This window comes from Gemmatimonadota bacterium, assembly GCA_040388535.1.
GTDB lineage: Bacteria > Gemmatimonadota > Gemmatimonadetes > Gemmatimonadales > GWC2-71-9 > Palsa-1233.
Map to the genome: position 1 here is coordinate 332,208 of JAZKBR010000004.1, position 26,174 is coordinate 358,381.

Sequence of the window (26,174 nt, forward strand, 5' to 3'; positions counted from 1 at the left end):
CGTCGGGCGAGGATTCACTACGGCTCGGCACTCCGAAACGCGGACGGGGAAAGGTCGCGGCGGAGCACGAGGGCATCCTCAACAGGCCGACGATAATAGCCCTTGCGGAGCCCGGCCGCGACAAAGCCGGCCTGCTGGTACATCTGCCGAGCGGCATCGTTGGACGCCCGGACCTCGAGCCAGACGGCGTGGGCTCCCCGCTGGACCATTGCGGTGAGCGCCGCCATCAGGAGGGCGCGTCCGATGCCGGCCCGCCGTCGTGCCGGATCGGTCGCGATCGTGAGGATCTCGCCCTCATCGACGATCACGCGACCGAGGACGTACCCCGCGATGCCGCCCTCGGGAAGTTCGGCCGTCAGCACCACAGCGCCGGGCCAGCTCAAGGCCTCACGCAGCTGCTCGGTCGTCCATGGATCGGAAAACGAGGCAATCTCGAGCTGCGCGAATGCCGCGATGTCAGCGGATGAGGCCGGGCGCAGGCGGCAAGGGCCGTCCATGCGTGCGCTCCCAGACTGCCTGTGCTTCGGCGGGGCGGCCGTACACCGGCTCCCACGTCGCGGAGTCTGTCACCAGAGTCGTGGCGCCATCGAGTTCACCCAGAGCGAGGAGCGTGCGCGCATCAGGCAGGGACGCTTCGCCACGAATCATTTCGCAATGCGTGACGGCAGCAATCGCTGCGACCAGCGTGTCTGGCACGGTGCCGACGACGACGTCGACCGCGCCAAAGAGTTCGACGAGCTGACCCGGCGCAACGGCGCGGGGCGAAGGACCCACCGGCACCACACCATCGGCGCCGATCCTCCAGCAACCGGCGTAGACATCGCCTCGCAGCGCATCGGAGAGTGCGAGCACGGTACTCCCACCCGCCGTCGTGTGGGCCGCAGCCCGGATGAGCAGCGACGGTGCGGTGCGCCAGGTGATCTGTCGCTCCCACGCCAGCGCCTTCGCCACCGTGCTCGTCACGCGCAACCCGGTAAACGAACCTGGGCCATCGCCGGTCAACAGCTGGGTTACCTCGCGCGGCGAGGCATCGACCTCGCCGAGCACTTCGTCGAGGAGCGAGAGGATCGCGTTGGCGTGCTGGCGCGAGCCATCGAGGTGTCTATGCGCCACGTGCGAACCGTTCGTTGCCGCGACGGTGCATCGGTCGCTCGCCGTATCAAACGCGAGTGTGATCATGTGACCACGACACTGCGGAGATCATCGACGGTGTGATCCAGCTGGACCCTCGCGGTGGCAGGCGGCGCCCAGGCACCAGCGCGCTCGGGCCACTCGATCAGCAGCAGATCGGCCCCGGCGAGAGTCTCCCAGTCGAGATCCGCTGCCTGCTCCGGCGACCGAAGCCGGTAGCAATCGAGGTGATAGACTGCTCCCCGCGGCGATTCATAATGATGCACCAGTGCGTAGGTGGGGGAGGTCGCCTCGCCGGCAATGCCGCGGCCGCGCGCAATAGCGCGGACCAGCGTCGTCTTCCCTGCCCCCAGTGGCCCCTGGAGCCAGACCACACTCCCGCTCGGCCAGGTGCGACCGAGGTGAACACCCAGCGCCTCGAGCGCGGTCTGGTCAACGATCTGGCTCCTCACCGGCGCGCCGGCCGGAAGGAGCCGCGCTTGACGTTCGGCGCACCGACCGCGCGCAATTCGTTGAGCTGATCGCGCAACATCGCGGCGAGCTCGAACTCGAGGTTCGCCGCGGCCTGTCGCATCTGCTGCTCGAGGGCGGCAATCGCGGCGGCACGCTGCACTGGATCGTGCAGGTCGACGTGCGCGTTGGGATCCTTGCCTTTGCGCCGGGGCTCGACCTTTTCGGTCCGCTGATCGGCGACGTGAGTCGAGAGGCGTACTTCATCGAGCGACTTCACGATCGACATCGGCGTGATGCCGTGTTCGAGGTTGTGGGCGCGCTGGATGGTCCGGCGTCGATCCATCTCGCCGAGGGCCCGCTCCATCGATCCGGTGATGCGGTCAGCGTAGAGGATCGCCTTGCCATTCACGTGACGTGCAGCGCGGCCGCACGTCTGGATCAGCGACCGGTCGGACCGGAGGAAGCCCTCATGGTCGGCGTCGAGAATGGCCACCAGCGAAACCTCGGGAAGATCGAGGCCTTCGCGCAGCAGGTTGATCCCCACCAGCACGTCGAACTCGCCCAGCCGCAGGCCGCGCAGGATCTCGACGCGCTCGATGGCATCGATATCAGAGTGCAGGTAGCGCACCCGGATGCCGGCCTGCTGCAAGTAATCGGTGAGATCTTCGGCCATCCGCTTCGTGAGCGTGGTCACCAGCACGCGCTCGCGCTTCGCTTCCCGCAAGCGAATCTCGGCGAGCAGGTCGTCAACCTGGCCACGCACGGGACGAATCTGTACTTCGGGGTCGATGAGGCCGGTCGGCCGGATGATCTGCTCGACGATCACCCCCTGACTCAACCGCAATTCCAGGTCGCCAGGGGTGGCCGAGACGTTCACCATCTGCGGCGAGAGCGCCATGAACTCATCGAAATGCAGCGGCCGGTTGTCGAGCGCCGAGGGCAAGCGGAAACCGTACTCCACCAGCGTGGTCTTGCGGGCGCGGTCACCATTGAACATGCCGCCAATCTGTGGCAGCGAGGCGTGCGACTCATCGACCACGACGAGAAAGTCTGCCGGGAAGTAGTCGATGAGGCAGGCCGGGCGTTCGCCGGTCTCCCGTCCCGAGAGATGCTTGGAATAGTTCTCGATGCCGGCGCAGGTTCCCACTTCGAGCATCATCTCGATGTCGAAATTGGTGCGCCCTTCGAGCCGCTGTGCTTCGAGCAGCTTGCCCTGGGTCTTCAGTTCCCAGAGCCGGGCCGCAAGTTCCTCGCGAATGGCGACGACCGCGCGCTCGATCGTGGGGCGCTGGGTGACGAAGTGCTTCGCGGGATAGATGGCACAACGATCGAGCCCGGCAATCGTGTTGCCGCTGACGGGATGAAAGCGGGAGATTCGCTCGACCTGATCGCCCCAGAGCTCGATGCGCACGCCCTGCTCGTCGTAGGCCGGAAAGATCTCGATGGTATCGCCGCGTACACGAAAGGTGCCCTGCTCGAAGGCGGCATCATTGCGCTGATACTGAATTCCCACCAGCTCACTGAGCAGCGCATCGCGACCGCGCGTCTCCCCCACCGAGACACTCAGCATCAGAGCGCGATAGGCGACGGGATCACCGAGGCCGTAGATCGCCGAAACGGTCGAGACGATCACGACATCTTCCCGTTCCATCAGCGATGACGTGGCGCGCAGCCGGAGCGACTCGAGATCCTGGTTGATCGACGCGTCCTTCTCGATGTACACGTCGGTCGAGGGGACGTACGCCTCGGGCTGGTAGTAGTCGTAGTACGAGACGAAATACTCGACCGCGTTGGTCGGGAGGAACTGCTTCATCTCGCCGTAAAGCTGCGCGGCAAGGGTCTTGTTGTGGGAGAGAATGAGGGTCGGCTTGCCATAGTTGGCGATGGCGTGGGCCAGGGTCATCGTCTTGCCGCTGCCCGTGACGCCGAGAAGCGTCTGGTACTTGTCGCCACGAATGAGGCCGGCGGTCAGCTCCGCGATAGCGCGGGGCTGGTCACCAGCTGGCTCGAAGGGGGCGCGGACCTCGAAATGGGGCATCCAGCCAATATAACAGCGTGCTTCGGGGGATGTTCGGGATGACTACGAGAAGGGAGAAGGGAGAAGGGAGAAGGGTGAGGGGTGAGGGGTGAGGGGTGAGGGGTGGAGGGTGAGGGGTCAGGGAGTGGGGGAAACAGGGCGGTTCCCCCTTCCCCATCACCCGTCACCCGTCACCTTCTCGTGAAATACCACATCGCCGCGGCAGCCAGGATCGTCACCGCCGCGATCACAGGCACCCGCCACTTCCGCCAGGTGCTTCCGCGGACCGAGACGTAGGCGCCGCTGATCACCGCCGGATCGTCGAGCTGGCGGATCAGGTCGGCGGCAAATTTCGGCCGATTCTTGGGCTCCTTCGAAAGCAGCTGATCGATGATTCCGGCGAAGGCCTTCGGGACATCGTACCGCCGCGACGCGATCGGGGGCACCGAGTGCATGACGTGTGACGCCATCACCTGCTGGGGCGAGACACCGTGAAATGGCGCCGTGCCGGTCAGCATCTCCCAGGCCACGATGCCGAGGGCGTAGAGGTCGGCCCGATGATCGGTGTTGGGATCGCCGGCGGCCTGCTCGGGCGCCATGTACGCGGGTGTCCCGATGGCAATGCCGGACGCCGTCTGGGTATTGCCGTGCGCCCCGCTGACGTGGCCCAGTCGATGCGAGGCACGAGAGGCATTGATTGCTTTCGCCACGCCAAAGTCGGTCACGACGGCCGAGCCACCGGTCAGCAGGATGTTGTCGGGCTTGATGTCGCGGTGGACCACGTCGTTGCCGTGTGCATATGAGAGCGCGCGGGCGACGTCTTTCATGATCCCCACCGTTTCACGCACCGAGAGCGGCCCACGCGTGAGCCGGGTTCGCAGCGATTCGCCATCGATGAAGGGCATCACGAAGAAGGGGAGCCCGTCCACCTCGCCGCTGCTGAGCACCGGAACGATGTGTGGGTGCTGGAGCGCTGCCGACACCAGGATCTCGCGCTTGAATCGTTCGAGCGAGACCGCCGCAGCGAGTTCAGGCGGGAGCACCTTGACCACCACCTTGCGACGGAGCGCATTGTCGCGGGCCACATAGACCGTGGCCATCCCGCCGCCGGTCAGCTCGTGCTCGAGCGTCAGGGCGGATCCGAGGACGTGCTGCAGTGCATCGCGTGGGGCCGTCAATGTCTCGCCGATGAAGGGGTGGGGATGGCTGCCGTGGCACGTTGTTGAGGGATGATGACGGCCCCGGGGGTCCTTGGCAATGCCCCCGTGCACTCCCCTGCCCCGAACTGTGGTACCTGGACCGGTTGCGAACCACGCGGCAGGAACGTCAGGGTACGGGTGCCGGTGGAGTCCTTGATTCGAAGCGTCGCCGGCTTGCTGGCATCGTCGTTGAACCAGCCCCAGCCCGCGAGGGCCATCCCCTCTTCGGCGCCAGCATTCGCCGCCGGGCCACCGGGAACGAGCCCGCGGACCACACGATCCTGAGTGGACTTCGCGGCATCGAAACCGAGGACGAAGGGCACGACGGTCGTGTCACGCACGACAATGCAGTTCCCGATCGCCCCGGCGACCAGGGGAATCATTTCCCCCTGATCGATGTATCGGCCGATCGCCGATCGCACGAGCGGCCGCAGGTCTCGCGGAAGCACGCCGAGGACGAGGGAGTCCGTGAGGTCGGCACCACTTCGTCTGGATGCACGATAGAGATCGCGCATCAGCCGGTCGAACTCATATCGCCCACCTGAGGCCGTCGCGAGCTCACCCTTCAAGTAGAGCGCCAACAGGTACCCCTGCAGGTACGGGAAGGTCCGGCGATCGGGATTGGCGTAGTAATCTGTCTCGATCTCGCGTCGGGTGGCTCCACGGGCGGGCGAGAGATAGTAGCGTCGCACCGTCGTGTTCACTCGCTCAAGCCAGGCGGAGTCGCTATAGGCCCCGGCTTCGTGGAAGAAGCGATCAGCGTAGTAATCCGTGACGCCCTCGGTGAACCATTTGTATCGTTCCTCTGGTCGGGCGGCCTTCATTCCCTGGCCGTTCCAGAGATGCATCAGTTCGTGCGCCGCGATCCGGCCGATCGCGGTCAGCGACGATGCGCTGTCTGCGAAAGCGACGAAGCCGCCGGTGAAGGCGGTTCCCCCCTGAGTTCCGCGCGAGGCGATGCGCGACAGTGTGACGAAGCCGCTGCCAGTTCCTTGATCCCCCCAGAACTTTCGCTCGATCTCCCAGACGCGATCCAGCAGGGTGATGAACGCCGAATCCGGGAAATTCCACTGGTCCTGAATCGCGATCCTGAAGCCTTTTCGTCGGGGGTTGGGTATCCGGAACCGGCCGGCCACAAAGGCCGCCTGACCGAGATTGGCAATCGTGGTTCGGCTCACGCTTCGTGCACCGCCGTATGAGGTCAGGATGCTCCAGTCGGCAGGAACGCCTGTCCAGGTCACGCGAACCACGACCGGTGTCGCAGCAGCCCACTCCGGAAAGATCAGTCCGTTGCCCCCGTTGAAAATCACTCGACTGGAGTCGACCACGGCCCGGAAATAGAGGGGCAATCGAAGGGGGCCGCTCCAGTCCTGCTGCACGCGATAGCGCAGCCGGACACTCGCGCGCGGGGGATGGGACACCGTAACAATGCCAGCGCTGTCGCTCACGACTCGCGCCGGTCGATCGACGGCGAGGTTGAGAATGCTCTTGTTCAGCGAGTCCTGCCCGGCCCAGCGGAATGGGGCCGTGAACCGCGTCGAGCCCGACGCGTTGCCACGCAGGGTGAGTTCGATTTCGAGTGCAGGCGGCGTATCGCCGCTGCGGCTGATGCTGAATCGGTAGGCGAGGGTATCTCGTGCCGCCACGGCCGGGGTCACGGCGGCACCCGTCCATACAGACAATGCCAGCGCGCTATGCAACAGCAACATCTTCACCCCGGTCAGTTCAGGCGGCGGACAACACCATAAGGTGTTGGATGCCCGAACTGGCCAGTTGGTTGTCAGCGCGAGGTAAGGCCTTCACCTCACGCCGAGCTTCTCCAGCAGTGCTCGATGCTTCGGGCTGACCGGCATGCACGACAACCGGCTGATCCGTACCAGCCCGAGGTCCGCGAGAGCCGGAACCCCCTTGATTGTCGCGAGGGTTACCGGGCTCTTGAGCGGACGAACGGGCATGACATCGACCACCACCAGCTTCGGGTCATCCAGCTTGGGATCCGGGTACGGCCCCTTGGCAATCTTCGCGATACCGACGATCGCCTTGCCGTCCCCGGAATGATAGATCAAGACCTCGTCTCCCTTGGCCATCGCGCGCAGGTGGATGAGCGCGGCGTTACTCGCAACGCCATCCCAGGTGGCGCGACCATCACGGACGAGGTCGCCCCAGCTGTAGGTACCGGGTTCGGTCTTCAGGATCCAGGAAGCAGACATCAGAGGTTCATCCCCAGGGCAAGGAACAGGGTCAGCGCACGAACCGCGCGATAGGCACCGGACCGGAATGGCATCGCGCCGTCTCGCATCGGCGAGCCAAGTGGAAGCTGAACAATGGCTCGGCAGCCGGGGAGAGGCGACCGGTTTTCGAGTCGCACGGTGCCTCCGTGTGCTTCGGCGATGCGTCTCGAGAGTGCCAGGCCGATCCCCGACCCGCCCGGCTTGGTGGTATAGAATGGCACGAAGAGATTCGCGCTATCGGCGATACCGCTCCCTTCATCCTCGACCAGCACCTCGAGGTCGTCGCCTCGAATCATCCAGGTCACCGTGACCCCACCGGCGGTCCCGTCCACGGAATCGACCGCATTGCGCACCAGGTTGATCAACAGCTGGTCGAGCTGGTCGGCATCAGCCGACACGACCTGTTCCGGTCCGGGCACCACCGTCACTCTCCGCCGGGGTTCGAGCGGAACCACGCGGCGAACCCATTCCTCGACCCGCACCGGCGCGAGCACCGGCCGCGGCAGCCTTGCGAGCCGGGCGTAGGCGGCGATGAATCGCCCCAGGGAATCAGCGCGCTGTCCAATCACGTCAAGACCTTCGCGGAGATCCGCATCGCTCTCGGTCGTGTGCGCGCCGCGTTCGACAATCGATCGCAACGAACCTGCGAACGACCGGATCGGCGCCAGCGAGTTATTGATCTCGTGGGAGAGGACACGAATGAGGCGCTGCCATGCCTCGCGTTCTTCGGCTTGCAGGGCCCGGCTCACATCGGTGAGCAGGACCAGGGTGTGCGGCCGGCCATCCTGGCGAAACGAACTTCGTCGCAGCTCCCAGCGGTTGGCGTAGGAGCCACGCTGATCCAGCACGCGCGGCGTTTCGCCCTCGAGACAATCCTCGAGACCCAGCTCCGATGCGTGTCGGCCCACGAGCCGCTCCGCCGGTTCATCGAGCAGGCGCTCGCCACCGCGATTCACCAGCACGAGTGCGCCGCCAGCATCGAAAGTGAAGACCGCGGCATCGATCTCGGTCATCACCGTGCGCAGCAGCGCGGTCGCCTCGATCACCCCAAGCCGCTGCCCGCGCAACATCTCGGCGAGCGCGTTGGCTTCCTCGTAGAGCAGGCCCAGGTCATCATCCGGATCCGACGACCGGGCGCGGTGGGAGAAGTCGCCCTCGCGCATCGCCGCGAGCAGGTTGGATACCGTCTGCAGCGGCCGGATGACGCGCTCGTGAAGCACCATCAGGCCGATACCGAGGGTACTGGCCACCACGAGCGTGCCGGTCCATTGCAATCGGCTGCTGTGCGGTTCGACCCAGAGGAGCACCAGCGCCGTCACGACGGCCGGAAGGGCGGCCCACGCCGCAATGGCGACGATGCGCCGGGGCTGCGAGGCCATCGCGATTACAGTCCGTACCGCTCCAGCCGGCGATACATCGCGCTACGGCTGAGCCCGAGCGCCTTCGCGGCTTCGGACACGTTGTTCCCGGTTCGCGCCAGCGCCTTCTGGATGAGGACGCGTTCGACATCCTCCAGCGTCATCTGATCGAGATGCGCGCTCCCCTCGCCGCCGGTACTCAAGCCGAGATCGCCGACCCGGATCTGATTGCTGTCGGCAAGAAGCACGGCGCGCTCCACCGTGTGGTCAAGCTCGCGAATGTTTCCGGGCCAGGCATATCCGAGCACTGCAGCCATCGCATCGGGATGGAAACCGCTAATCGCCTTGCGATAGCGCGCCGCATATTTCTCGAGGAAATGCGCGGCGAGTTGCGGAATATCCTCGCGCCGCTCGCGCAGTGCCGGGATCCGGATCTCGATGGTGTTCAGCCGGTAGAGCAGATCTTCGCGGAATCGGCCGGCCGAGACCTCGTTGCGAAGATCGGCATTGGTGGCGGAGAAGACCCGCACTTCGACCGTCTTCGTCTTGGAGGATCCGACCCGCTCGAACTCGCCGGTGTTCAGCACCCGGAGCAGCTTCGCCTGCTGCCCCTGGGTGATGTTGGCAATTTCGTCGAGAAAGAGAGTGCCCCGGTCGGCCAGCTCGAACCGGCCGATCCGATCGCTCTTGGCGTCAGTGAACGCCCCCTTGAGATGGCCGAAGAGCTCGCTCTCGAAGACGCCTTCGGAGAGGCCGCCCACGTTCACCGTGATCATCGGACGGCTGGCACGTGCGCTCGCCGCGTGGAGCCAGCGCGCGGCGATCTCCTTGCCGACGCCGTGCTCGCCGAGAATCAAGGCATTGGCGTCACTCGGTGCAACTCGCGCCATCAGTTTGGCGGTCGCGCGCATCGCCGGCGACTCGGTAACCAGGTCCGGCAGGCCTTCGCGCCGCAACGACTGATTCTCGCTTTCGAGTCGCTGGCTTCTACGAAGTGCCCGTCCGAGCTCGACCTGGGTGCGCAACAGCGCGACCAGACGATGGTTGTCCCAGGGCTTCTCGATGTAGTCACGGGCGCCGTGACGCATCGCCTCGACCGCACCTTCGACACTGCCGAACGCCGTCATCACGACCACCGGCAGCGCGGCGTCGAGGGACTGGATCCGCTGCAGCACATCGAGCCCTTCACGGCCCGACGTGGTGTCACGCGTGTAGTTGAGGTCCATCAGCAGGGCGTCGAAATCGCTCCGCTCGAGGGTGGCGAGCACGCCAGCGGGCGAGGTTGCCGTCTCGACGGCGAAGCCCTCGTTGCGGAGCAGCAGGCGCAGCGCCTGCAGGATGTCCGACTGGTCGTCGGCGACGAGGATGCGCGGCGCGGGGAGAGCCATGGGTACCCGGAATCTACTCCGGGACCAGCCAGCCGTCCTTGAGGCGAATGATCCGGTTGCCGTACCGGGCGTTCTCCTCGGAATGGGTGACCTGAATCACCGTCGTGCCGGCCTGATTGAGCGACCGGAAGAGTTCCATGATCTCGCGACCCTGCTCCGAGTGCAGGTTGCCGGTGGGTTCGTCGGCGAGCAGCAAGGTGGGCTTGGCAATCACGGCGCGCGCGACTGCAACGACCTGTTGCTGACCGCCGGAGAGCTGGCGCGGGAAGAGGTCCTTCTTCCCCACCATGTGAAAACGGTCGAGCGTGTCAGCCACGATCGCCTGCCGCTCGCTGGATGGAATATTCCGGTAGCTCAGCGGCATGTCGAGATTCTCCGCCACGGTCAGTTCATCCAGCAAGTGGTACTGCTGAAAGACGAACCCCACCGCCGAACGGGAGAGGGCGCTCCGAGCCTTCGGAGCGAGCGCATGCACCGGATCGTTGCCCAGCCAGTACTCGCCGGTGAAGTCGGCATCGAGCATTCCAAGGATCGAGAGCAGGGTCGACTTCCCGGCGCCCGACGGCCCCATGATCGTCACGAATTCACCGGCGGCGATATTCAGCTCGATCCGACGCAACAGGAAGGTCGGCGAGGGCCGGGTAGGGATCGACTTCTCGAGGTTCACAACTCGGATCACGAAAACTCCGCTGCGGCAGGATCAGGAAGGTGCCGAAAACTATCGTGCATGGTCACTCGATGCGCAGGACGGCCATCGGGTCGACTCTCGCAGCGCGCCGCGCCGGGATCCAGGCCGCGAACCACGCCGTGGCCAGCAGCACCGCCGCGGCGAATGCCAGCATCAGCGGATCGGCGGCATCGACCTCATAGAGCTGGCTCCGGAGAAACCGGGCCCCGAGGAGATAAACGAGAAGGCCGATCGCGGACCCGGCCAGCGTGGCGCCGAGCGCTCCACCGACGATCATTTGCACCACCGCGGTGGCACGGGCCCCAAGTGCCATCCGGATGCCGATTTCTCGCCGACGGCGCGAGACCCCCTGGGCGACCACACCATAGATCCCCAGCGAGGCGAGCAGCAAGGCAGTTGCACCGAAGATCCCCAGCAGCATGCCGAACAGTCGCGGCTGCGATACCGACGCGCTGATGCCCGATGAAAGTCGACCAAGGTCACTCACCGGCATATCGGGATCGACCTGATGCACCGCATCGCGAAGTGCGCCAACGATGGCGAGTGGCTCGCCGCGCACCTTCGCGAAGACGTTGAATGATGACCGCGGAAAGATGGCAAGCGGGACATACGCCGCAGGTGCGGCCGGCTTGCCAAGTCCCTCGTGGTGCACATCACCGACCACGCCGACAATGACGCCCTCGGACGGACCGATCCGGAATCGCTGACCCACCGCGTCCTGACCCGGCCACCCCTGCTTCGCGAAGGCGAGACTCGCAACCACCGGGATCAGCGCGCGCGAACTGTCAGCGACGGTGAAGTCACGCCCGCTCAGCAGCGGAATGGAGAGGGCACCGAAATAGCCGGGGGTCACCATGTAGACCCCGGCTGCGGGAGAGAGGGTGTCCACCGCGCCGCTGGCGCGCACCACCTCCAACCCGTACGGCTCGCCACCTCCGGTGAGGGGGGTGCGCTTGCTGCCACCAACCGCGACAACACCTGGCACCTGAGCAATGCGCTCGAGCAGCGCGTGGCGGAACGGCTCGAATGCGGTCGGTCCGGTAAATCGAGGCCCTTGCAAGGTCAGTCGCATCGTGGCGACGCCTTCCGCGCGGAAACCCGGATCGACGTGTGTGAGCTTCCAGAGCGAGGTCAGGGCCAGCACGGCGCCGCAGAGCAACAGCACCGCGAAACCACTCTCAGCCGCGAGCAGCCCGCTGGCGAGACGTCCGGAGCCGCTGCTCTGGCCACGTCCTTCGCGCAGTGACGTGTCGGCGCCAGGGTTGGCGCTACGCAATGCCGGCAACACGCCGACCATCAGGAACGATGCCACTCCCGCGAGAACGGCAAAGCCGGCAACCACCGGATCGATCGCAATCTCGCTCGCCCGAGGCAGCGTCGCCGCGGCGAGCGACGAGAGGAACGGAACCCCGAGCCATGCCAGCAGGAGTCCGAGCGCTGCGGCCGCGAGGGCGAGCACCGCGCTCTCCAGGAGCAACTGCCCGAGCAACCTCCGCCGGGATGCACCAAGCGCCGCACGAATCGCGAGCTCACGCGTGCGCGACAGGCCGCGGGCGAGCATCAGGTGCGCCACGTTGACGCAGGCGATCAGCATCACCAGCCCAACCGCGATGAGCAGCGCGAGCAGCGGCGTCCGGACATCGCCCGTGAGAAAGTCGGTGAGCGGTTGCATGGCGGCCACACCCCAACCCTTGTTGCTCTCGAGGTAGCGCCGTTCGAGTCCTGAGAGGATATCGCCGACTTGCGCCCTGGCCGCGTCGGGGGTGACGCCGGGTGCGAGTCGCCCGATCACGTTGAGCCACCGGACCGGGCGGATATGAGGGACTTCAGCGTCGGTCATCAGGGAGAGCGGCAACCAGATCTGCGCTTCGGCGCTGGGGAAAGCGAACGCGGGCGGCATCACCCCGATCACGCGATACGGCGTGCCGTCGAGCCGAACCACTTTGCCAACGACGTCCCGATCGCCACCGAGTCGGCCGCGCCAGAAGGCGTCGCTGAGCACGACGACCTGGTTTTCTCCGGGCCGATCGTCCTCAGGGCCGAAGGTTCGCCCGCGCAACGCGGTCGCCCCCAGGGTGCTGAACATTCGGCCGTCGACCATCGCCGCGGACACGTTGAGGGGCTCGCCGAAACCGGTGAGGTTCTTCGTCCCGAGGCCAGGCGCGTAGAAGTACGCCGAGACAGAACTGAGCCGGGAGGCGCCGGCGCGCAGGTCATCGAAGTCTTGCGGCGAGAACCCGCCGTAAACCGCGCCACGCTCGGCGCGCTGATGGCCGATCTGGACCAGCGCAATGGGCTGCTCGAACGGAAGTTCGCGAAGCAGCACCGCACGAACTACAGTGAAGATCGCGGTACTGGCGCCGATCCCCAGGGCGAGTGTCCACAGCGCGACGAGGGTGAATCCGGGGGTCCGCCAGAGTGAGCGCACCGCCCGTCGCAGGTCCTGCCAGCCGTTCTGCATTGGTGCTCCTGCCCGACGATGCCGGGCGAGTGCCGGTATGACTTACTCGCCCCGCAGCGCTTCGACCGGGTCGACGCTTGTGGCGCGACGCGCGGGAAGCCAGGTCGCCAGCAGGGTCACTGCGAGGAGCAGGAGCGGAATGCCGACGAACGTGGCCGGGTCGTTCGGCGAGACCTGGAAGAGCAGCCGGTCGGTCGCGCCGAGCGCGGCCTTGGTGTCAAGCGCCTTGAGCAGGTTAGTGAAGACGAGGGCAGCAACAAGCCCGAATCCGACACCAACAATTGCCAGTCGCATCCCCTGCCCCATCACGAGCTTCTGGACTTCTCCCGGTGTGGCACCAAGGGCAAGGCGCACTCCGAGTTCCTTGGAGCGCTGGGTGACCGTGTAGGACATCACACCGTAGAGTCCGATCGCGGCGAGGCCGGCGGCAAGAACCGAGAAGACGGTGAGCAGCACCATCGAGAATCGGCGCGGCCCTGTGCTGATCGACACCAGTTCATCCATCTGCGAGACGTTCGCGATCGCTACATCGGCATCGACCTGCTTGAGTGCCGCGCGCACAGCATTCAGTACCTGCGTCGGCTCGCCAGTGGTGCGGACCGCGTACGTCATGAAGCCGGTCCCGGTCTGCGCGAGCGGGAAGTAGACCTGGATCCGCTTCTCGGCGTCGAGGCCTTCGTGCATGGTGTGCCCCACGACACCGACCACCGTGATCCAGGTGATGTTGGTATCCGTGAGGTTGTTGAACGTGATGCGCTTGCCGATTGGATCCTGGTTGGGCCAGAAACGCTTCACCAGCTCGTCGTCCACCACCACGACCGCGGGCGATTCGAACCGGTCCTGCGCCGTGAAGAAGCGTCCCTTGATGAGCGGTGCGCCCAGCGTCGCCAGGAAGTTGGGCGTCACCAGCCGTACGTCACCCCATGGAATCGCTGCCTTCGGCGGCGGGGTGAACCCCTCGACATTGAACGAGGAGGTACTCCAGTTGTTCGTGAACGGCAGCACCGAGGTGGCACCGGCCGACACGACGCCCGGCACAGCGGCGATTGCTTCCGTCGCGCGGTCGAAATAGGCGACCCGCACGGTATCGTTAGGATATTTTGCAGCCGGCAGGCCGACATTGAACGTCAGCAGATGATCGGGCCGGAACCCCGGATCAACCTGCAGCAGCTGCGTGAACGAACGCGTCAGGAGCCCCGCACCAACCAGCAGCGTGAGTGCCACAGCAACCGTGGCCACCACCAGACCGCGTCGCAGGGCGAGCCCCCCGCGATCACCCGCAGCGCCGCGTCCGCCTTCCTTGAGCGTTTCCTGCAGGGAGGTACGCGACACGCGGAGCGCCGGCGCCAGGCCGAAGAGCAATCCGGTACCGACGGCCAGCAGGAGCGTGAAGCCGAGCACCTTGCCATCGAGTCCGATCGCAGTGGCCGGCGGCAGGTTGCGCTCATTGAGCGACAGCAACGCCGGCACACCCCACATGGCCAGCAGCAAGCCCAGCGCACCGCCCAGCAACGAGAGCAGGACACTCTCGGTGAGCAGCTGCTTGACCAGATCGCCGGGAGAGGCGCCGAGAGCGACTCTGACGGCGATCTCTCGCGACCGCGAGGCGGCGCGTGCCAGCTGCAGGTTCGCGACGTTGGCGCAGGCAATCAGCAGCACCAGTCCGACGGCGCCGAGCAGGACGAACATCGCGCGGCGCATCCCGGACGAGGTCACCTGGTCCGAGAGCGAGGAGAGCGCGAGATCCCAGTCCTCGGGGAACGCGTCGGGGCGATCGGCCTTGATCCGGTTCGCGAGCGCGTGCATCTCGCGCTGACCCGCCGCCAGCGACACGCCGTCCTTGAGCCGCGCCGTGAGATTCAGGAACTCGTTGCCGAACGACCCCGAGAGCTGGCGCTGCGTGAGCGCCAGTGGGACCCAGATATCAGTATTGGTGTTGAGCATCGAGGTAAACGACGGCGGCATCACGCCGACGATTTCGTAACTCTCGCCGTTCAGCAGCATTCGCTGTCCCACGATCGCCCTGTCTGCGCCGTACCCACGGCGCCAATAGGCGTCGCTCAGCATCACGACATGTTCATTGCCGAGGTTCGACTCGTCGGCCCGGAGTGCGCGCCCCATCGCGGGCTGCACACTGTAGGTGCCGAAGTAGTCCCCCGCTACGCGCTGCGCCTGGAGCCGGCTCGCATCGCCGTGTCCGGTGAGGGTCGGGCCCCAGCCGGTACTGACAGAAACCTTGCTGAACACCTGCGTCTGTTTCTGGTATTCCACGAACCCGGGCGCCGAAACCGAGGCCTTCAGGTCCTTGAGCGATGGGTAGTGATGGTTGAGCACCACCAGCTGCTCCGGCCGGTCGAACGGCAACGGCCGCAGCACCACTGCGTTGATGACCGAGAAGATGGCAGTGTTCGCGCCGATGCCGAGCCCCAGGGTGAGGATCGCCACCAGGGCGTACCCCGGGCTGCGACGCAACGTGCGCACCGCGTAGCGGATATTGTTGCTCATCGCAGCCATCGGAGTGTCCTTCCGGCAATCAGGCCGGTGAAAGTTCCAGCGCCTGATCCTCGACCACGCGGCCGTCGAAGAGGTGAATCGAGCGATCCGCATGACGCTCATAGCGAGGATCGTGGGTCACCATGCAGATCGTGGCCCCTCCGCGATGCAGCTCCTGCAGCAGCTGCATCACCGACTCGCCGTTGGTGGAGTCGAGGTTACCGGTCGGTTCGTCAGCGAGAAGAATCAGCGGCTCGCCGGCGACGGCGCGTGCCACTGCAACACGCTGCTGCTGACCGCCCGAGAGCTGCGCCGGGTAGTGCTTCACGCGATGACTCATCCCTACCTTCTCGAGCGCCGCCATCACCCGCTGCTTGCGATCCGCCGGTGCCATGCCGCGGTAGGTCAGCGGCAGCTCGACATTCTCGTACACCGTGAGATCGCCGATCAGGTTGAAGGCCTGGAAGATGAAGCCGATCTCCCGGTTGCGGATCCGGGCACGATCCGACGGCGAGAGCTGCGCGACCGGCTTGTCATCGAGGTAGTACTCGCCGCCGGTCGGCGTGTCGAGCAGGCCGAGCAACGAGAGCAGCGTGGTCTTGCCGCAGCCGGACGGGCCGGAGATCGCGACGTACTCGCCGCGCTTGACGTCGAGATGGATCTCGGCCAGCGCGTGGGTTTCGACTTCGTCGGTGTAGAAGACCTTCTTGATGCCATCGAGTCGGATGAGCGACTGGCCTGGGGACGTCACGTGGGCTCCGGATGTTGGCGTTCGGCTACGGGAAACGGACGGGTCACTGGCTACTTGATGCGCACGCGATCGACACCGTCGAATCGCGACATATCCGAGAGGATCACGATATCACCCGGCTTGAGCCCGCGGACGATCTCGACCGCATTCGCCGAGGTCCGGCCCAGGGTGACCTGCACTCGCTCGGCCTCCTTGCCATCAGGCGTGAGGCGGAAGAGCCCGATGGTGCTGTTGGCCTGGCCATAGGTGGGCCGCCCGACATGCATCACCTTGCCGATCCGCTCGAGCTCGATGGTCCCATCGACGCTGAGGTCGGGGCGAGCGCCCTTGGGGAGCGAATCGGTGAGGGCGACATCCACGGTCACCGTCCCGCCGGTGGAGGACGGATCGATCCGTGAGACGCGTCCACGGACGAAACCGTTGCGCGTGTCGATCGAGGCGGTCTGCCCCACCGTCACATCACGGGCCTGGTTCTCCTGCACCCGCAGTACGGCCTTGAGCTTCTCCGGTTGCACCACCTTGGCAATCGTCGTCCCGCTGGTGGCGAACTGCCCTTCCTCGATCGGCATCTCCTGGAGCACGCCGGCGACGCCGGCCTTCACGACCATCGCGCCGACGAGGTTGTGCTGGTAATTCACCACTGCCTTGAGCCGCTCGACCTGTTCTTTCTGCACGGCCAGCTGCGACGGCATGTTCTCAGTGAGGATCTTGAGACGCTGCTGCTCGATGTCGAGTCGCTCGCGCAATTCGGTCGCGAGGTCGGTCACCTTGGCCAATTCGAACTTCGAGAGGAGCTCGGACGACATCGCCTGGGCGGCGTCGGCCTGCCGCTTCGCCTCGTTGTAGGTCGTCCGGGTGCTGGCCACGACGCCCACCTGGGAGAGGCGCTGGGTCTCGAGATTGCTCTTGAGTGACACCAACTGCGCCTCGGCATCGGTCAGCGAGCGTTCGGCCTGCAAGAGCTGGATCTCGACATCGGGATTGCTCAAGCGGAGCAGGACGGTCTCGGGCGTGACCCGGGCACCCGGCTGCACCAGCTTGGCCTCGACGCGTCCCGGGGCGATGGCGGAGATGAAGCGGATCTGCTCCGGCACCAGCGAGCCCGGGGCGCGAATGTCCCTGAGCATGGGGCCTGAGACGACGGAATCGAGCTGCAGCGTCGGACGATCGACCGAAGGAGCCGCCGGCTTCATTCTGCTCACCGCGACCGTGGCGAGCACGAGGCCGAGCACCCCGACACCAATCAGGATTGGGCGCTTGCGATTGGGCTTCTTTTCGCGGGCTACGTCCACGGCTCATCCTTGCCAGAAGTCGGTTGACCCATTGGAAAACTGGGGTCGGTCGAGCGAAGTAAGGGAAGAAGCGTGCCGGGGAACAACCTGAGGACGACACTCTAAGTCATTGAGATACAACACCTTCTACAACTGTGGTTCGGGGATCCTGCGAGCAAGTGTCCGATACTGGGATTGGGCGTCCCACGACCGGTCGACTCAGCCCCCCTCCTGCGCCTCGCGCCGCTCGACCGTGGAGACCCCCTTCACCTTCCTGATCGCCTTGAGGACCTTGGCGAGATGGGGGAGGTTGTCGACCTCGACCAGGATCGACCCGAAGGCGGTGCCGTCCTTGGAGTTGATCTCGGCGCCGCGGATGTTGGTGCCCGTCTGCGAAATCACCTGCATGATGTCGGCGTAGAGACCGCGCCGATCCTCCCCGTTGATCAGCAGCCGCACCGCGTAGGTCTCGCCAGTCTGCTCCTGCCAGTCGATCTCGACCCGTCGCCCCTGGTCGCCGAGGGTGAGGAGATTGGGACAATCGGCACGATGAATCGAGATGCCGCGCCCCTGGGTCACAAACCCCACCACCGGGTCGCCGGGCACCGGCTGGCAACACTGGGCATAGCGAACCATCAGGCCGTCGACGCCCTGAATCTTGATGCCGCGGCCGAGGCGGAGGCGATCGATCACCCGACCGAAGACGGTGGGTGGCTTCTCCTGCAACGCATCCGGCGCGAGATCGGGGAAGAGCGCCTTCATCACCTGCCCGACCGCGAGGTCGCCGCGGCCGAGTGAGACTTCGAGCGCCTCGCTATCGAGCAGGTTGAGCGCGACAGCGGCCGTCTGCATCGCTTCGGGTACAGGCGCGGTGAGTCGGCGACGCTTGAGTTCCCGCGTGAGGATTTCCCGGCCCAACTGCAGCGAGACGGTCTCTTCCTCCTGCCTGATCCACTGCTTGATCTTGGCGCGGGCGCGACCGGTGCGAACATGACTCAGCCAGTCGCGGCTCGGCTTGGCATGGGGCGAGGTGAGCACTTCCACGGTGTCGCCGTTCTTGAGCTCCCGATGCAACGGAGCAATGCGACCGTTGACCTTCGCGCCAGAGGTATGCAGGCCGACGTCGGTGTGCACGTGGAAGGCGAAGTCGATCGCGGTCGCGCCCTTGGGGAGCTGCTTGACGTCGCCTTGCGGCGTGAAGATGAAGATCTCGTCGTGATAGAGGTCGACCTTGAGGAACTCGAGAAAGTCCTCCGGCGACGCGCTCTCCTGCTGCAGTTCGAGGAGCTGCCGGAACCAGCCGAGCTGTCGGCCGACATCGTCCTCACCCTCTTCGACGGTCTTGTAGAGCCAGTGTGCGGCGATACCGTATTCGGCGGTGCGATGCATCTCCTGAGTGCGGATCTGGATTTCGAAGAGCTGGCCGCCGGGCCCGAAGATCGTGGTATGGAGTGACTGATAGCCGTTGCTCTTGGGGCTCGCGATGTAATCCTTGATCCGCTCCTGCACCGGCGTCCAGACGTGGTGAATAATGCCGAGCACGTGGTAGCACTCCGGCACCGTGCGGACGATCACCCGCATCGCCATCAGGTCGTAGATCTCGTCGAACGGCTTGTTCCGCTTCCGCATCTTCTGATAGATCGACCAGAGATGCTTCGGGCGGCCGCTGACATCGTACCACTCGATCCCGGCGCGCTTGAGTTCCTGCTCGAGCGGGCCGCGCATGCGCTGGATCATCTGTTCGCGCGCGGCCCGCTTGGCGGCGACCTGCTGTGCCAGCGCCTGATATTCCTCGGTCTCGAGGAACTTGAAGGCGAGGTCTTCGAGCTCGGCCTTGACGTTCGCCATGCCGAAGCGGTGCGCGAGCGGCGCATAGATCTCACGCGTCTCGGTCGCGATGCGCTGGCGTCGCTCCGGCGTCAGGTGCTCGAGCGTCCGCATGTTGTGGAGGCGATCGGCGAGCTTGATGATGATGACGCGGGCATCCTTGGCGACCGACAACAGCAGCTTGCGGTAGTTCTCCGATTGCTCTTCCACCGAGGACCGGAACGGAAGATGGGAAAGCTTGGTGAGCCCTTCCACCAACCCGGCCACTTCGTTGCCGAACTCGCGGGCGATGTCATCGGTGGTGAGGTCGGAGTCCTCGACCACATCGTGGAGCAGCGCCGCGCAGATGGACGTAGTGTCGACAAGAAAGCCCGCGAGAATCGAGGCAACCGCGATCGAGTGCTCGACGAAGTCTTCCCCGCTCATCCGTTTCTGCCCGCGGTGCGCGGCAGCGGAATAGCGGAGTGCCCGATCGATCAGGGCAATGTCGAGCCGCTCCGCGTGCTTCTCCAGAATCACGAAGAAGGCAGGCGAGAGATCGGTCAGCGAACTCGGCACGGCACCAGTCGTCACAGCAGCCCCGCAGTCGCGAAGGAGAGAAATCGGTCGCCGGCGACGATGACGTGATCGTAGACCGGTACATCGAGCAGTTGTCCTGCCGCCACCAGCTGGCGGGTCACGGCGCGGTCTTCGGCCGAGGGTGTCGGATCACCACTCGGGTGATTGTGCACCAGGATGATCCCGGCCGCTGCCTCGGCGATCGCGGCGCGAAAGACTTCGCGCGGGTGGACCAGCGAGCTGTCGAGCAAGCCACGCGTGACCAGCACATCGCGAAGGACCCGCGAGCGGGTGTCGAGCGCCAGCAGATGGAACTCTTCGACCTCGAGGTCGCGCAACCGGTGCCCCACCACCCGGGCCACATCGGCCGGCTCGGCGATCCGCTCGAGCGCCGGGCGCCCTTCCTGACTGAGGCGCACCGCGAGCTCGAATGCCGCGAGCAACCGGGCCGCCTTGGCGGGCCCGACCCCAGGTGTCCGCTGCAGCTCGGCAGCGGGGCGGGCGGCGAGGCGACGAAGCGTCCCGCCAGCGGGGGCAAGCAGCCTTGCTGCCACCGCCAGAGCGTCTTCCCGAGTATCACCTGTCCCTAGCAGGATGGCGAGAAGTTCCTGCGGCGTCAACGAGGAGGGGCCCAGCCGCCAGAGGCGCTCGCGGGGGCGGTCGGGGGGCGCAGCCGGAATGGACACTCGGGAACGATCGACCGAACCCGCTCTAGGCACGGGCCCGCATAGCGTTCATGGGTACAGAAAAGCGCGAACGGTTGATTGCAGACTTGCGGGAATAGACTACCACTAACATTGTTAGTGTAAACTCATCCCGGAGCGAGTTCCGTGGCGAAGGATTCGGTGGGCGAATTCGAACATCAACTCCTCCTCGCGGCGTTGCGCACGGCGCCCGACGCGTACACGGCGACGATCGTGATGGAGCTTGAGGCCTGCGCAGGCCGGACCGTCTCTCCCGCAGCGGTTCACATTGCGCTGGGGCGGCTCGAGGAACACGGGCTGATTGCGTCGGAGTTGCGCGACGGGGATGGCGCGACCGGTCGACGGCAGCGGCGGTATGTCTCTGTCACTCCGCACGGGCTCGCGGTGGTGCGCGCCGAGCGTGCGCGGCTCCTGCGGCTGTGGGCAGGGCTCGAACCGCTGCTGGAGAGGAACTGAGATGAGTGAGCTCCCCGCCCCGACGACCGACGCTCCATCCTTCTCCCGTCGGTTGCTGATTCTGTTGCTCAAGTTCTCCGGGTATGGTGCCGTCGTTCATGATCTCGAAGAGCTTTTCGTCCTTCGATCGCTTCGTGACGGCGCCCCTGCTGCGCGCCGGTGGTATCGGTGGCAATGCATTGCCACCCCGTTGCGCCTCGGCTGGTTCCGCTTCACAGGAAACCCGGGCCCTCGCCGATCGGTCCGGCCGAGCAGCCTCCCTCGAGCTGCGTCGCTGGTCGACGCCCTCGCGACGGACGGTCGGCGCGCCGCCCGGCGGCTGATCCGCCAGCCGGGGTACGCCATCGCCTCGGTATTGACCATTGGCATCGGTGTCGCCGCGATCGCTTCAGTGTACTCGATCGCGAACTGGATGCTGCTGCGGCCGGTGCCCGCGGTCCGCGCGCCCCATGAGCTGGCGACGATTCAGCTCGAGGCCGCGGCGCCCTTCGGGCTGCCCATCTCGAACCCGGACTATCTCGAGCTCAAGGGACGGCTGCGATCCGCCCCTGATCTCGCGGGTTATACCGCCCAGCAATTCAACCTGGCGTTCGATCCGGCAAGCGTCCCTGAGCGAACCGCTGGCGAGCTGGTGACGCCTGACTATTTCGCGACACTGGGCGTGGCCCTCGCGGCGGGCCGCGCGTTCGACGCAAGCAATGCGACCGCTGCCGGTGGTCTCGTCGCTGTGATCAGTGATCGACTCTGGCAGAAGTACTGGAATCGTTCACCAACTGCCATTGGGGCCCGCGTCACCATCAACGGCCAGCCCTTCACTGTCGTCGGAGTGACGCCCCGCAGCTTTCACGGCGCGGAACTGCCGGGCCGGGCCCAACTATGGGTGCCGGCTGGGGCTGCTCCGGCGCTTCTGCACAGCGCGGAGAAGCTGTCGGGTCCCATGGAGCAGCTCTGGCAGACCCTGATCGCCCGCATCCCAACGGCACAGGGACAACGCGCGGCAGAGGGCGAATTCAACCGACTGGTGGAGGAGATTCGCGGTCGCAAGGGACCGAGTTCGTTCCTCTCTCTGGCGTGGGGGTTCAAGGTTCACCCGGGTATCGGCCTGCAGCCGCTCGCGCGCGCATCCGTGCGCCACACACTGAACATTCTCCTCGTGTCATCCCTGCTCTTCCTGCTGCTCACCTGCGCCAATGTCAGCAACCTCGGCCTTACTCGCGCACTTTCCCTGAGCTCGGCCACTGCCGTGCAGCGCTTGCTCGGCGCGCCACTCGGGCGCGTCATTCGCGAACGTCTGGTCGAGACCACGATCGTCGGCGTGCTTGGAAGCATCGTCGGGGTCGTACTCGGGGTGGCGGTTACCGGCCTCGTTCGTGGCGCGGGGGTCGCCGGCATCGAGCTGGACTATACCGGCGTCATTGTCGACGGTGGCGTGGTCGCGACCACCGCCGTCGTTGCCATCTTTGCGGGTCTCCTCGCCGGACTGCTTCCGGCCCTCACGGTGCGTCGATCCGACGGCTCCCAGCTCATCCGGGTTGCGCACCGACGAGACCGCCGCTCCAGTCGGATTCGACACGGCCTCGTCATTGCCCAGGTCGCGCTCTCGACCACGCTGGTGGTCGGCTCAGGCCTGCTTGCTCGGACTCTGACCAAGCTGCGCCACATCGACCTCGGTTTTTCGGCGGCGAACGTGCTGGCGTTCACCCTCGATCCCGAATCGCAGGGACTTTCCGAGCTCGAGACTGCGCAATTGATTGACCGACTGCTCGATCGTCTCCGGCAGGATCAGCGAGTCACTTCAGCGAGTATCTCGCACGCGCTCGGTGTGCTGAGTGATCAGTTCTACCTCGTTACAGTCTTCCCGCGCCCAGGAAGCACGAATGAGCGGGACCACATTGTAGCTCGCTCCCTCTCGGTCTCGCCTTCCTTTCTCCCAACGCTCGGGGTCGGCATGGTGGGACCCGGCTTTCCACCCGGATGGCTGCTCCCCGATTCAACTGCCGAGCAGGTCGGCGTCCTCAACGAAACCGCTCTCCATCAGCTGCTCCCGGGCATCGCCCCCGAGGCGGCCATCGGGCACATCGTGCAGCCGCTCCCTGGCACGAAGCCGATCCGGGTTGTTGGCGTCGCGCGCGACGCGCGGCTCGCACACGTGACCAGTCCGACCGGGCCCTACATCTTCCGGCCATGGTCGCAAGGCTTCCACGACAAAGAGTTCACGGTGTACCTCCGCACCACGGTACCACCCGAGCAGATGGAAGGCGCAGTGCGCGACCTGGTTCGGCAGGTCGATCCCATGCTGCCAGTGTATGCACTTCATTCGCTGGAGAGCCAGCTGGATGATCTCTTTGCGGAACAGCGGCTGGTGGCAACGCTCGGCTCCCTGCTCGGCGCCGTGGGAGTGATTCTCGCCGCGCTTGGGCTCTACGCCCTTCTCGGTCAGTCCGTGCTTGAGCGTCGCCGCGAAATCGGGATCAGACTGGCTCTCGGCGCGCGCCAGCAGACGGTCGTCGCATCGATCATTGGCGGTGGACTGGGGATGACAGCAGTAGGGATGGTCGCAGGGCTCGCGGGCGCCGCCTATCTGAGCAAGCTGATTGCGTCACGGCTCTTCGGGGTGGCACCGCTTGATCTCGCCACCTATGCTGGCGGCTCGGTACTGTTGCTGGTGGCCGCGCTCGGCGCCTGCGGCATTCCCGCCCGCCGCGCGTCGAAGGTAGAGATCGTGGAGGCGTTGCGGGCGGATTAGGGTGGCGCGCGCTTCAGGCGGTAAATGCGGACCTCGTTTTCGCTGTTGAGCTTGTCGACTCGCGCGAGCAGATAGTCGCGTCCGATCTCCAGTACATCCAGGTCAGCCGGCACCTCCACTTGCCCGAGGAGGACTCCATCGGGATCAAAGACCTCCCAGAGCGCTGGTTCACCGTCGAACGCCCAGTTCTTCGCCCAGATCAGACCAGCGGCATCCACGATCAACCCGGCAAAGGCGGGCCGGTTTGCGGGATACGGCAACGTGCGAAACGCCTTCGCAAACACCGAGCGGACGATGGTGTCCGTTCTGGCCAATCGCACGGCCGTGAATCGACTGATATCCGCACCGGCGACGGGAATTGGCGAGCGGCGGATGCGAATGATCTTCCGGAGTGCGCCATCGAGCGAGCGGACCTCGACTTCATAGCGCTGCCCGTCCGCGTACAGCCAATCCGACCCACGAACCGCAAAGAGCCCGACTCTTCCAAACGGGCGGACATCCATTGCGGAAGGCCGACCAATGCCGTCGTTGACGATCGAATACTCCTGCCTCAGGGCCGGCATGATGCGGGTCCACTTGCCGCTCGACGAGACCGCCATGACCGTAAGCGATTCCGTGACCAGCTGTTGCCGCCCATCACGCCAATTGTCGAATTGGTAACCAATCAGGCGTCCGTCGGTGAGACTGCCGAACAGATCCCGGAACGCCCTCCCCTTGCCCATGGGGTGAGGGAGGTAGGGCGCCGGATTGAAGTGATCCCAGCGTCGCACGACGCCTTTCCGATCGAACTCGGTGTACCTCGCAAGAGCGCCGTCGTACAGCGCGACCGCGTCCTTGCCTACGGGGATGATGCGACCCATGTAATTGAACTGGCCAGCGGTCTCCCCGGGTCCACGCGCGCCGGTATGCCGCAGCAGCTTGCCGGTCGAGTCGAACCACGAGATCCTGAAGCGGGCCTGATCGACGACCGCGACATCGCCGTTACCGAGACGCGCCGCAGTCGGCTTCACGTCGAGGAACTTCTCCTCGCGCGCTCCTGGGCCGCCGAGCACCAGGGACGGAATGGGCTCCACGACAATGCGTCGAGTGTCACCCCAGCTCCCCCGGACATTCTCCACGATCCGCACGCCGGCAGAATCGCGTACCCGTGGGCCTTGCGCGCTCGCCGTGAACGTCACGCCGAGGCTGGCCAGCCACACCGCGCCAACGAGTGCGCATCGGTATTCGCGACGCATCATTGCCCCCCAGCCGTCACGGGTGGCAGTCGGTAGCGATAGAGCCCCTTCCCCTCGCTGCCCGTGTACAGGATGGAGTCACCGGCCACGGCGAGGGTGCTGGCATCGCGATCGAGCCGCAGCACTTCGATCAGCTTGCCGCTCCAGTCGAAGACGTGAACGTGGAGCGCGAGCACGGGAATTCCGCCGCCTGGGGAACCGTCGGTTCGGTGACCGGCGAAGAGCGCGTACAGGTACTTCGGGGTCGCAGCACAGTCGGCGTAATGGCGCCAGATGTCGCCGCTATGCCACCGGCCGTCGGCACTTCGCCTGAACTCGCCATCGGACGGGAACGGGACGGCCGCGTGCCCTACCAGCGTAGCCGTCGTGTCGAGGATATCGATCCGCCCCGCCCCGACGTACAGTGTCGCGAATCGACCCGCTTCAGGTGAAGCGCAGAGCAGGACGCCGGTGCCCACATTCCGCCGGGCCTCGATGTCGACCGAGTCCGCACCCGGCAGGGCCCCAGCGACTGTCGCGATGCGAGCGCCAGTGGTGTCGAACAGTGTGTAGCGGTTGGTGTCGAGGTCACCCACGCTCACGAGCCGATTTGCACCAAGCCAAATGCCGATCCAGCTCAAACCGTCGAAGCGCGCGGCGATGATTCGAGGCTTCGAATCGACGGTATCCGCGTACAGTCGGGTCATCCGACGCACCGAGCCGTCGAACACCCACGGCCCGTGAAGATCGCCAGGCCGGACACTCATCATCGAGATCGAGACGAAATCGCCCGGGCCTTCGCCGCTGGCACCGTACGAGCGAAGCAGTGATCCGCGCTTGGTAGCGACCACGTGGATGTAGGGGTCCCCCGACCGATCGCTGACCCAGAGCAGGTCACCGATCAGCCTCATCTGACCCGGGCGTCCGATCTTGTCGCTCTCGAGCAGCGGCGCTCCCGTGAGCACCACCGGATGCAGCGACGCGTCGGAGAACCGCACCAGCCCGGCGCTGTCGGTGACGGTCGCGGGGCCGGCCTCCGGCAACTTGCAACCCAGGGCAAGGACAATCGAGGTCAGGCCTATGAAGCGGAAAAGGCGGTGGGTGGGCGACATCCGGATCCCGGGGGAGGGTTACGACGGCTCGGCGAAGGCGACTCCCGAACATTACTCCCGGCCGCAATTCCCGCTACCCGTGGCGCGAAGCGCGTTGGGTCGGGCTGCAACGCTCA

20 protein-coding genes are annotated in these 26,174 nt (G+C 65.6%); 2 read left to right on the top strand and 18 right to left on the bottom strand.

The annotated features are described in order from the left end of the window. Window positions 1-17 precede the first annotated feature (17 nt). From rimI to radC, 16 genes are all read right to left on the bottom strand, one after another. The gene (gene rimI / locus V4558_11470; GenBank protein ID MES2306122.1) at window positions 18-497 is read right to left on the bottom strand and encodes a ribosomal protein S18-alanine N-acetyltransferase; all 480 of its coding nucleotides are present in this window, start codon (window positions 495-497) and stop codon (window positions 18-20) included. Then, the gene (gene tsaB / locus V4558_11475) at window positions 457-1,179 is read right to left on the bottom strand and encodes a tRNA (adenosine(37)-N6)-threonylcarbamoyltransferase complex dimerization subunit type 1 TsaB (protein ID MES2306123.1); all 723 of its coding nucleotides are present in this window, start codon (window positions 1,177-1,179) and stop codon (window positions 457-459) included. Before tsaB ends, rimI begins: the two co-directional genes overlap by 41 nt. Next, window positions 1,176-1,583, bottom strand: a complete 408-nt coding sequence (tsaE, locus tag V4558_11480; GenBank protein ID MES2306124.1) for a tRNA (adenosine(37)-N6)-threonylcarbamoyltransferase complex ATPase subunit type 1 TsaE — start codon at window positions 1,581-1,583, stop codon at window positions 1,176-1,178. Before tsaE ends, tsaB begins: the two co-directional genes overlap by 4 nt. Next, window positions 1,580-3,622, bottom strand: a complete 2,043-nt coding sequence (gene uvrB, locus V4558_11485) for an excinuclease ABC subunit UvrB (protein MES2306125.1) — start codon at window positions 3,620-3,622, stop codon at window positions 1,580-1,582. Before uvrB ends, tsaE begins: the two co-directional genes overlap by 4 nt. A 170-nt stretch (window positions 3,623-3,792) precedes the next feature. Continuing rightward, complete coding sequence (locus V4558_11490; GenBank protein MES2306126.1) at window positions 3,793-4,779, bottom strand: serine/threonine-protein kinase; 987 nt, start codon at window positions 4,777-4,779, stop codon at window positions 3,793-3,795. Continuing rightward, window positions 4,776-6,509 (bottom strand): hypothetical protein, encoded by a 1,734-nt coding sequence (locus V4558_11495; GenBank protein MES2306127.1) that lies wholly within the window; start codon window positions 6,507-6,509, stop codon window positions 4,776-4,778. Before V4558_11495 ends, V4558_11490 begins: the two co-directional genes overlap by 4 nt. A gap of 90 nt (window positions 6,510-6,599) precedes the next feature. Beyond that, the gene (locus V4558_11500) at window positions 6,600-7,010 is read right to left on the bottom strand and encodes an EVE domain-containing protein (protein ID MES2306128.1); all 411 of its coding nucleotides are present in this window, start codon (window positions 7,008-7,010) and stop codon (window positions 6,600-6,602) included. Then, on the bottom strand, window positions 7,010-8,410 hold the full coding sequence (locus tag V4558_11505) for an ATP-binding protein (GenBank protein ID MES2306129.1): 1,401 nt from the start codon (window positions 8,408-8,410) through the stop codon (window positions 7,010-7,012). Before V4558_11505 ends, V4558_11500 begins: the two co-directional genes overlap by 1 nt. Window positions 8,411-8,415: 5 nt before the next feature. Beyond that, the gene (locus V4558_11510; GenBank protein MES2306130.1) at window positions 8,416-9,777 is read right to left on the bottom strand and encodes a sigma-54 dependent transcriptional regulator; all 1,362 of its coding nucleotides are present in this window, start codon (window positions 9,775-9,777) and stop codon (window positions 8,416-8,418) included. Window positions 9,778-9,790: 13 nt separating this feature from the next. Beyond that, complete coding sequence (locus V4558_11515; protein ID MES2306131.1) at window positions 9,791-10,456, bottom strand: ATP-binding cassette domain-containing protein; 666 nt, start codon at window positions 10,454-10,456, stop codon at window positions 9,791-9,793. Between the two features lie 52 nt (window positions 10,457-10,508). Next, window positions 10,509-12,926, bottom strand: coding sequence for an ABC transporter permease (locus V4558_11520; protein MES2306132.1), 2,418 nt, complete (start codon window positions 12,924-12,926; stop codon window positions 10,509-10,511). Between the two features lie 42 nt (window positions 12,927-12,968). Continuing rightward, window positions 12,969-15,431 carry an ABC transporter permease gene (locus V4558_11525; GenBank protein ID MES2306133.1) on the bottom strand — a complete coding sequence of 821 codons (2,463 nt, stop codon included), beginning with the start codon at window positions 15,429-15,431 and terminating at the stop codon, window positions 12,969-12,971. 28 nt (window positions 15,432-15,459) lie between these two features. Then, window positions 15,460-16,170, bottom strand: a complete 711-nt coding sequence (locus V4558_11530) for an ABC transporter ATP-binding protein (protein MES2306134.1) — start codon at window positions 16,168-16,170, stop codon at window positions 15,460-15,462. A 50-nt stretch (window positions 16,171-16,220) separates the two neighbouring features. Beyond that, window positions 16,221-17,462 (bottom strand): HlyD family efflux transporter periplasmic adaptor subunit, encoded by a 1,242-nt coding sequence (locus tag V4558_11535; GenBank protein MES2306135.1) that lies wholly within the window; start codon window positions 17,460-17,462, stop codon window positions 16,221-16,223. A gap of 198 nt (window positions 17,463-17,660) precedes the next feature. Next, window positions 17,661-19,841, bottom strand: a complete 2,181-nt coding sequence (locus V4558_11540; protein ID MES2306136.1) for a bifunctional (p)ppGpp synthetase/guanosine-3',5'-bis(diphosphate) 3'-pyrophosphohydrolase — start codon at window positions 19,839-19,841, stop codon at window positions 17,661-17,663. Continuing rightward, entirely contained in the window at window positions 19,838-20,512 is a 675-nt protein-coding gene (radC, locus tag V4558_11545; protein MES2306137.1) for a DNA repair protein RadC, read from the bottom strand. Before radC ends, V4558_11540 begins: the two co-directional genes overlap by 4 nt. Window positions 20,513-20,656: 144 nt before the next feature. On the opposite strand from radC, the gene V4558_11550 reads away from it, so the two are divergent. Together V4558_11550 and V4558_11555 are read left to right on the top strand one after the other, a co-directional pair. Further along, entirely contained in the window at window positions 20,657-20,986 is a 330-nt protein-coding gene (locus V4558_11550) for a PadR family transcriptional regulator (GenBank protein ID MES2306138.1), read from the top strand. Window position 20,987: 1 nt separating this feature from the next. Beyond that, on the top strand, window positions 20,988-23,732 hold the full coding sequence (locus V4558_11555; GenBank protein MES2306139.1) for an ABC transporter permease: 2,745 nt from the start codon (window positions 20,988-20,990) through the stop codon (window positions 23,730-23,732). Here the strand turns inward: V4558_11555 and V4558_11560 are convergent. Both V4558_11560 and V4558_11565 read right to left on the bottom strand, forming a co-directional pair. Continuing rightward, on the bottom strand, window positions 23,729-24,967 hold the full coding sequence (locus V4558_11560) for a hypothetical protein (GenBank protein ID MES2306140.1): 1,239 nt from the start codon (window positions 24,965-24,967) through the stop codon (window positions 23,729-23,731). The genes V4558_11555 and V4558_11560 overlap by 4 nt on opposite strands. Beyond that, the gene (locus V4558_11565; protein MES2306141.1) at window positions 24,967-26,058 is read right to left on the bottom strand and encodes a BF3164 family lipoprotein; all 1,092 of its coding nucleotides are present in this window, start codon (window positions 26,056-26,058) and stop codon (window positions 24,967-24,969) included. The genes V4558_11560 and V4558_11565 overlap by 1 nt, the downstream gene beginning before the upstream one ends. Window positions 26,059-26,174 lie beyond the last annotated feature (116 nt).

Bases quoted from the DNA above. Each gene is read 5' to 3' on its own strand.
- V4558_11510 (MES2306130.1), bottom strand. From the start codon at position 9,777: ATGGCTCTCCCCGCGCCGCGCATCCTCGTCGCCGACGACCAGTCGGAC.
- V4558_11560 (MES2306140.1), bottom strand. From the start codon at position 24,967: ATGCGTCGCGAATACCGATGCGCACTCGTTGGCGCGGTGTGGCTGGCC.
- V4558_11505 (MES2306129.1), bottom strand. From the start codon at position 8,410: ATGGCCTCGCAGCCCCGGCGCATCGTCGCCATTGCGGCGTGGGCCGCC.
- V4558_11555 (MES2306139.1), top strand. From the start codon at position 20,988: ATGAGTGAGCTCCCCGCCCCGACGACCGACGCTCCATCCTTCTCCCGT.
- V4558_11520 (MES2306132.1), bottom strand. From the start codon at position 12,926: ATGCAGAACGGCTGGCAGGACCTGCGACGGGCGGTGCGCTCACTCTGG.
- V4558_11565 (MES2306141.1), bottom strand. From the start codon at position 26,058: ATGTCGCCCACCCACCGCCTTTTCCGCTTCATAGGCCTGACCTCGATT.
- V4558_11495 (MES2306127.1), bottom strand. From the start codon at position 6,509: ATGTTGCTGTTGCATAGCGCGCTGGCATTGTCTGTATGGACGGGTGCC.
- uvrB (MES2306125.1), bottom strand. From the start codon at position 3,622: ATGCCCCATTTCGAGGTCCGCGCCCCCTTCGAGCCAGCTGGTGACCAG.
- V4558_11500 (MES2306128.1), bottom strand. From the start codon at position 7,010: ATGTCTGCTTCCTGGATCCTGAAGACCGAACCCGGTACCTACAGCTGG.
- V4558_11525 (MES2306133.1), bottom strand. From the start codon at position 15,431: ATGAGCAACAATATCCGCTACGCGGTGCGCACGTTGCGTCGCAGCCCG.
- rimI (MES2306122.1), bottom strand. From the start codon at position 497: ATGGACGGCCCTTGCCGCCTGCGCCCGGCCTCATCCGCTGACATCGCG.
- tsaB (MES2306123.1), bottom strand. From the start codon at position 1,179: ATGATCACACTCGCGTTTGATACGGCGAGCGACCGATGCACCGTCGCG.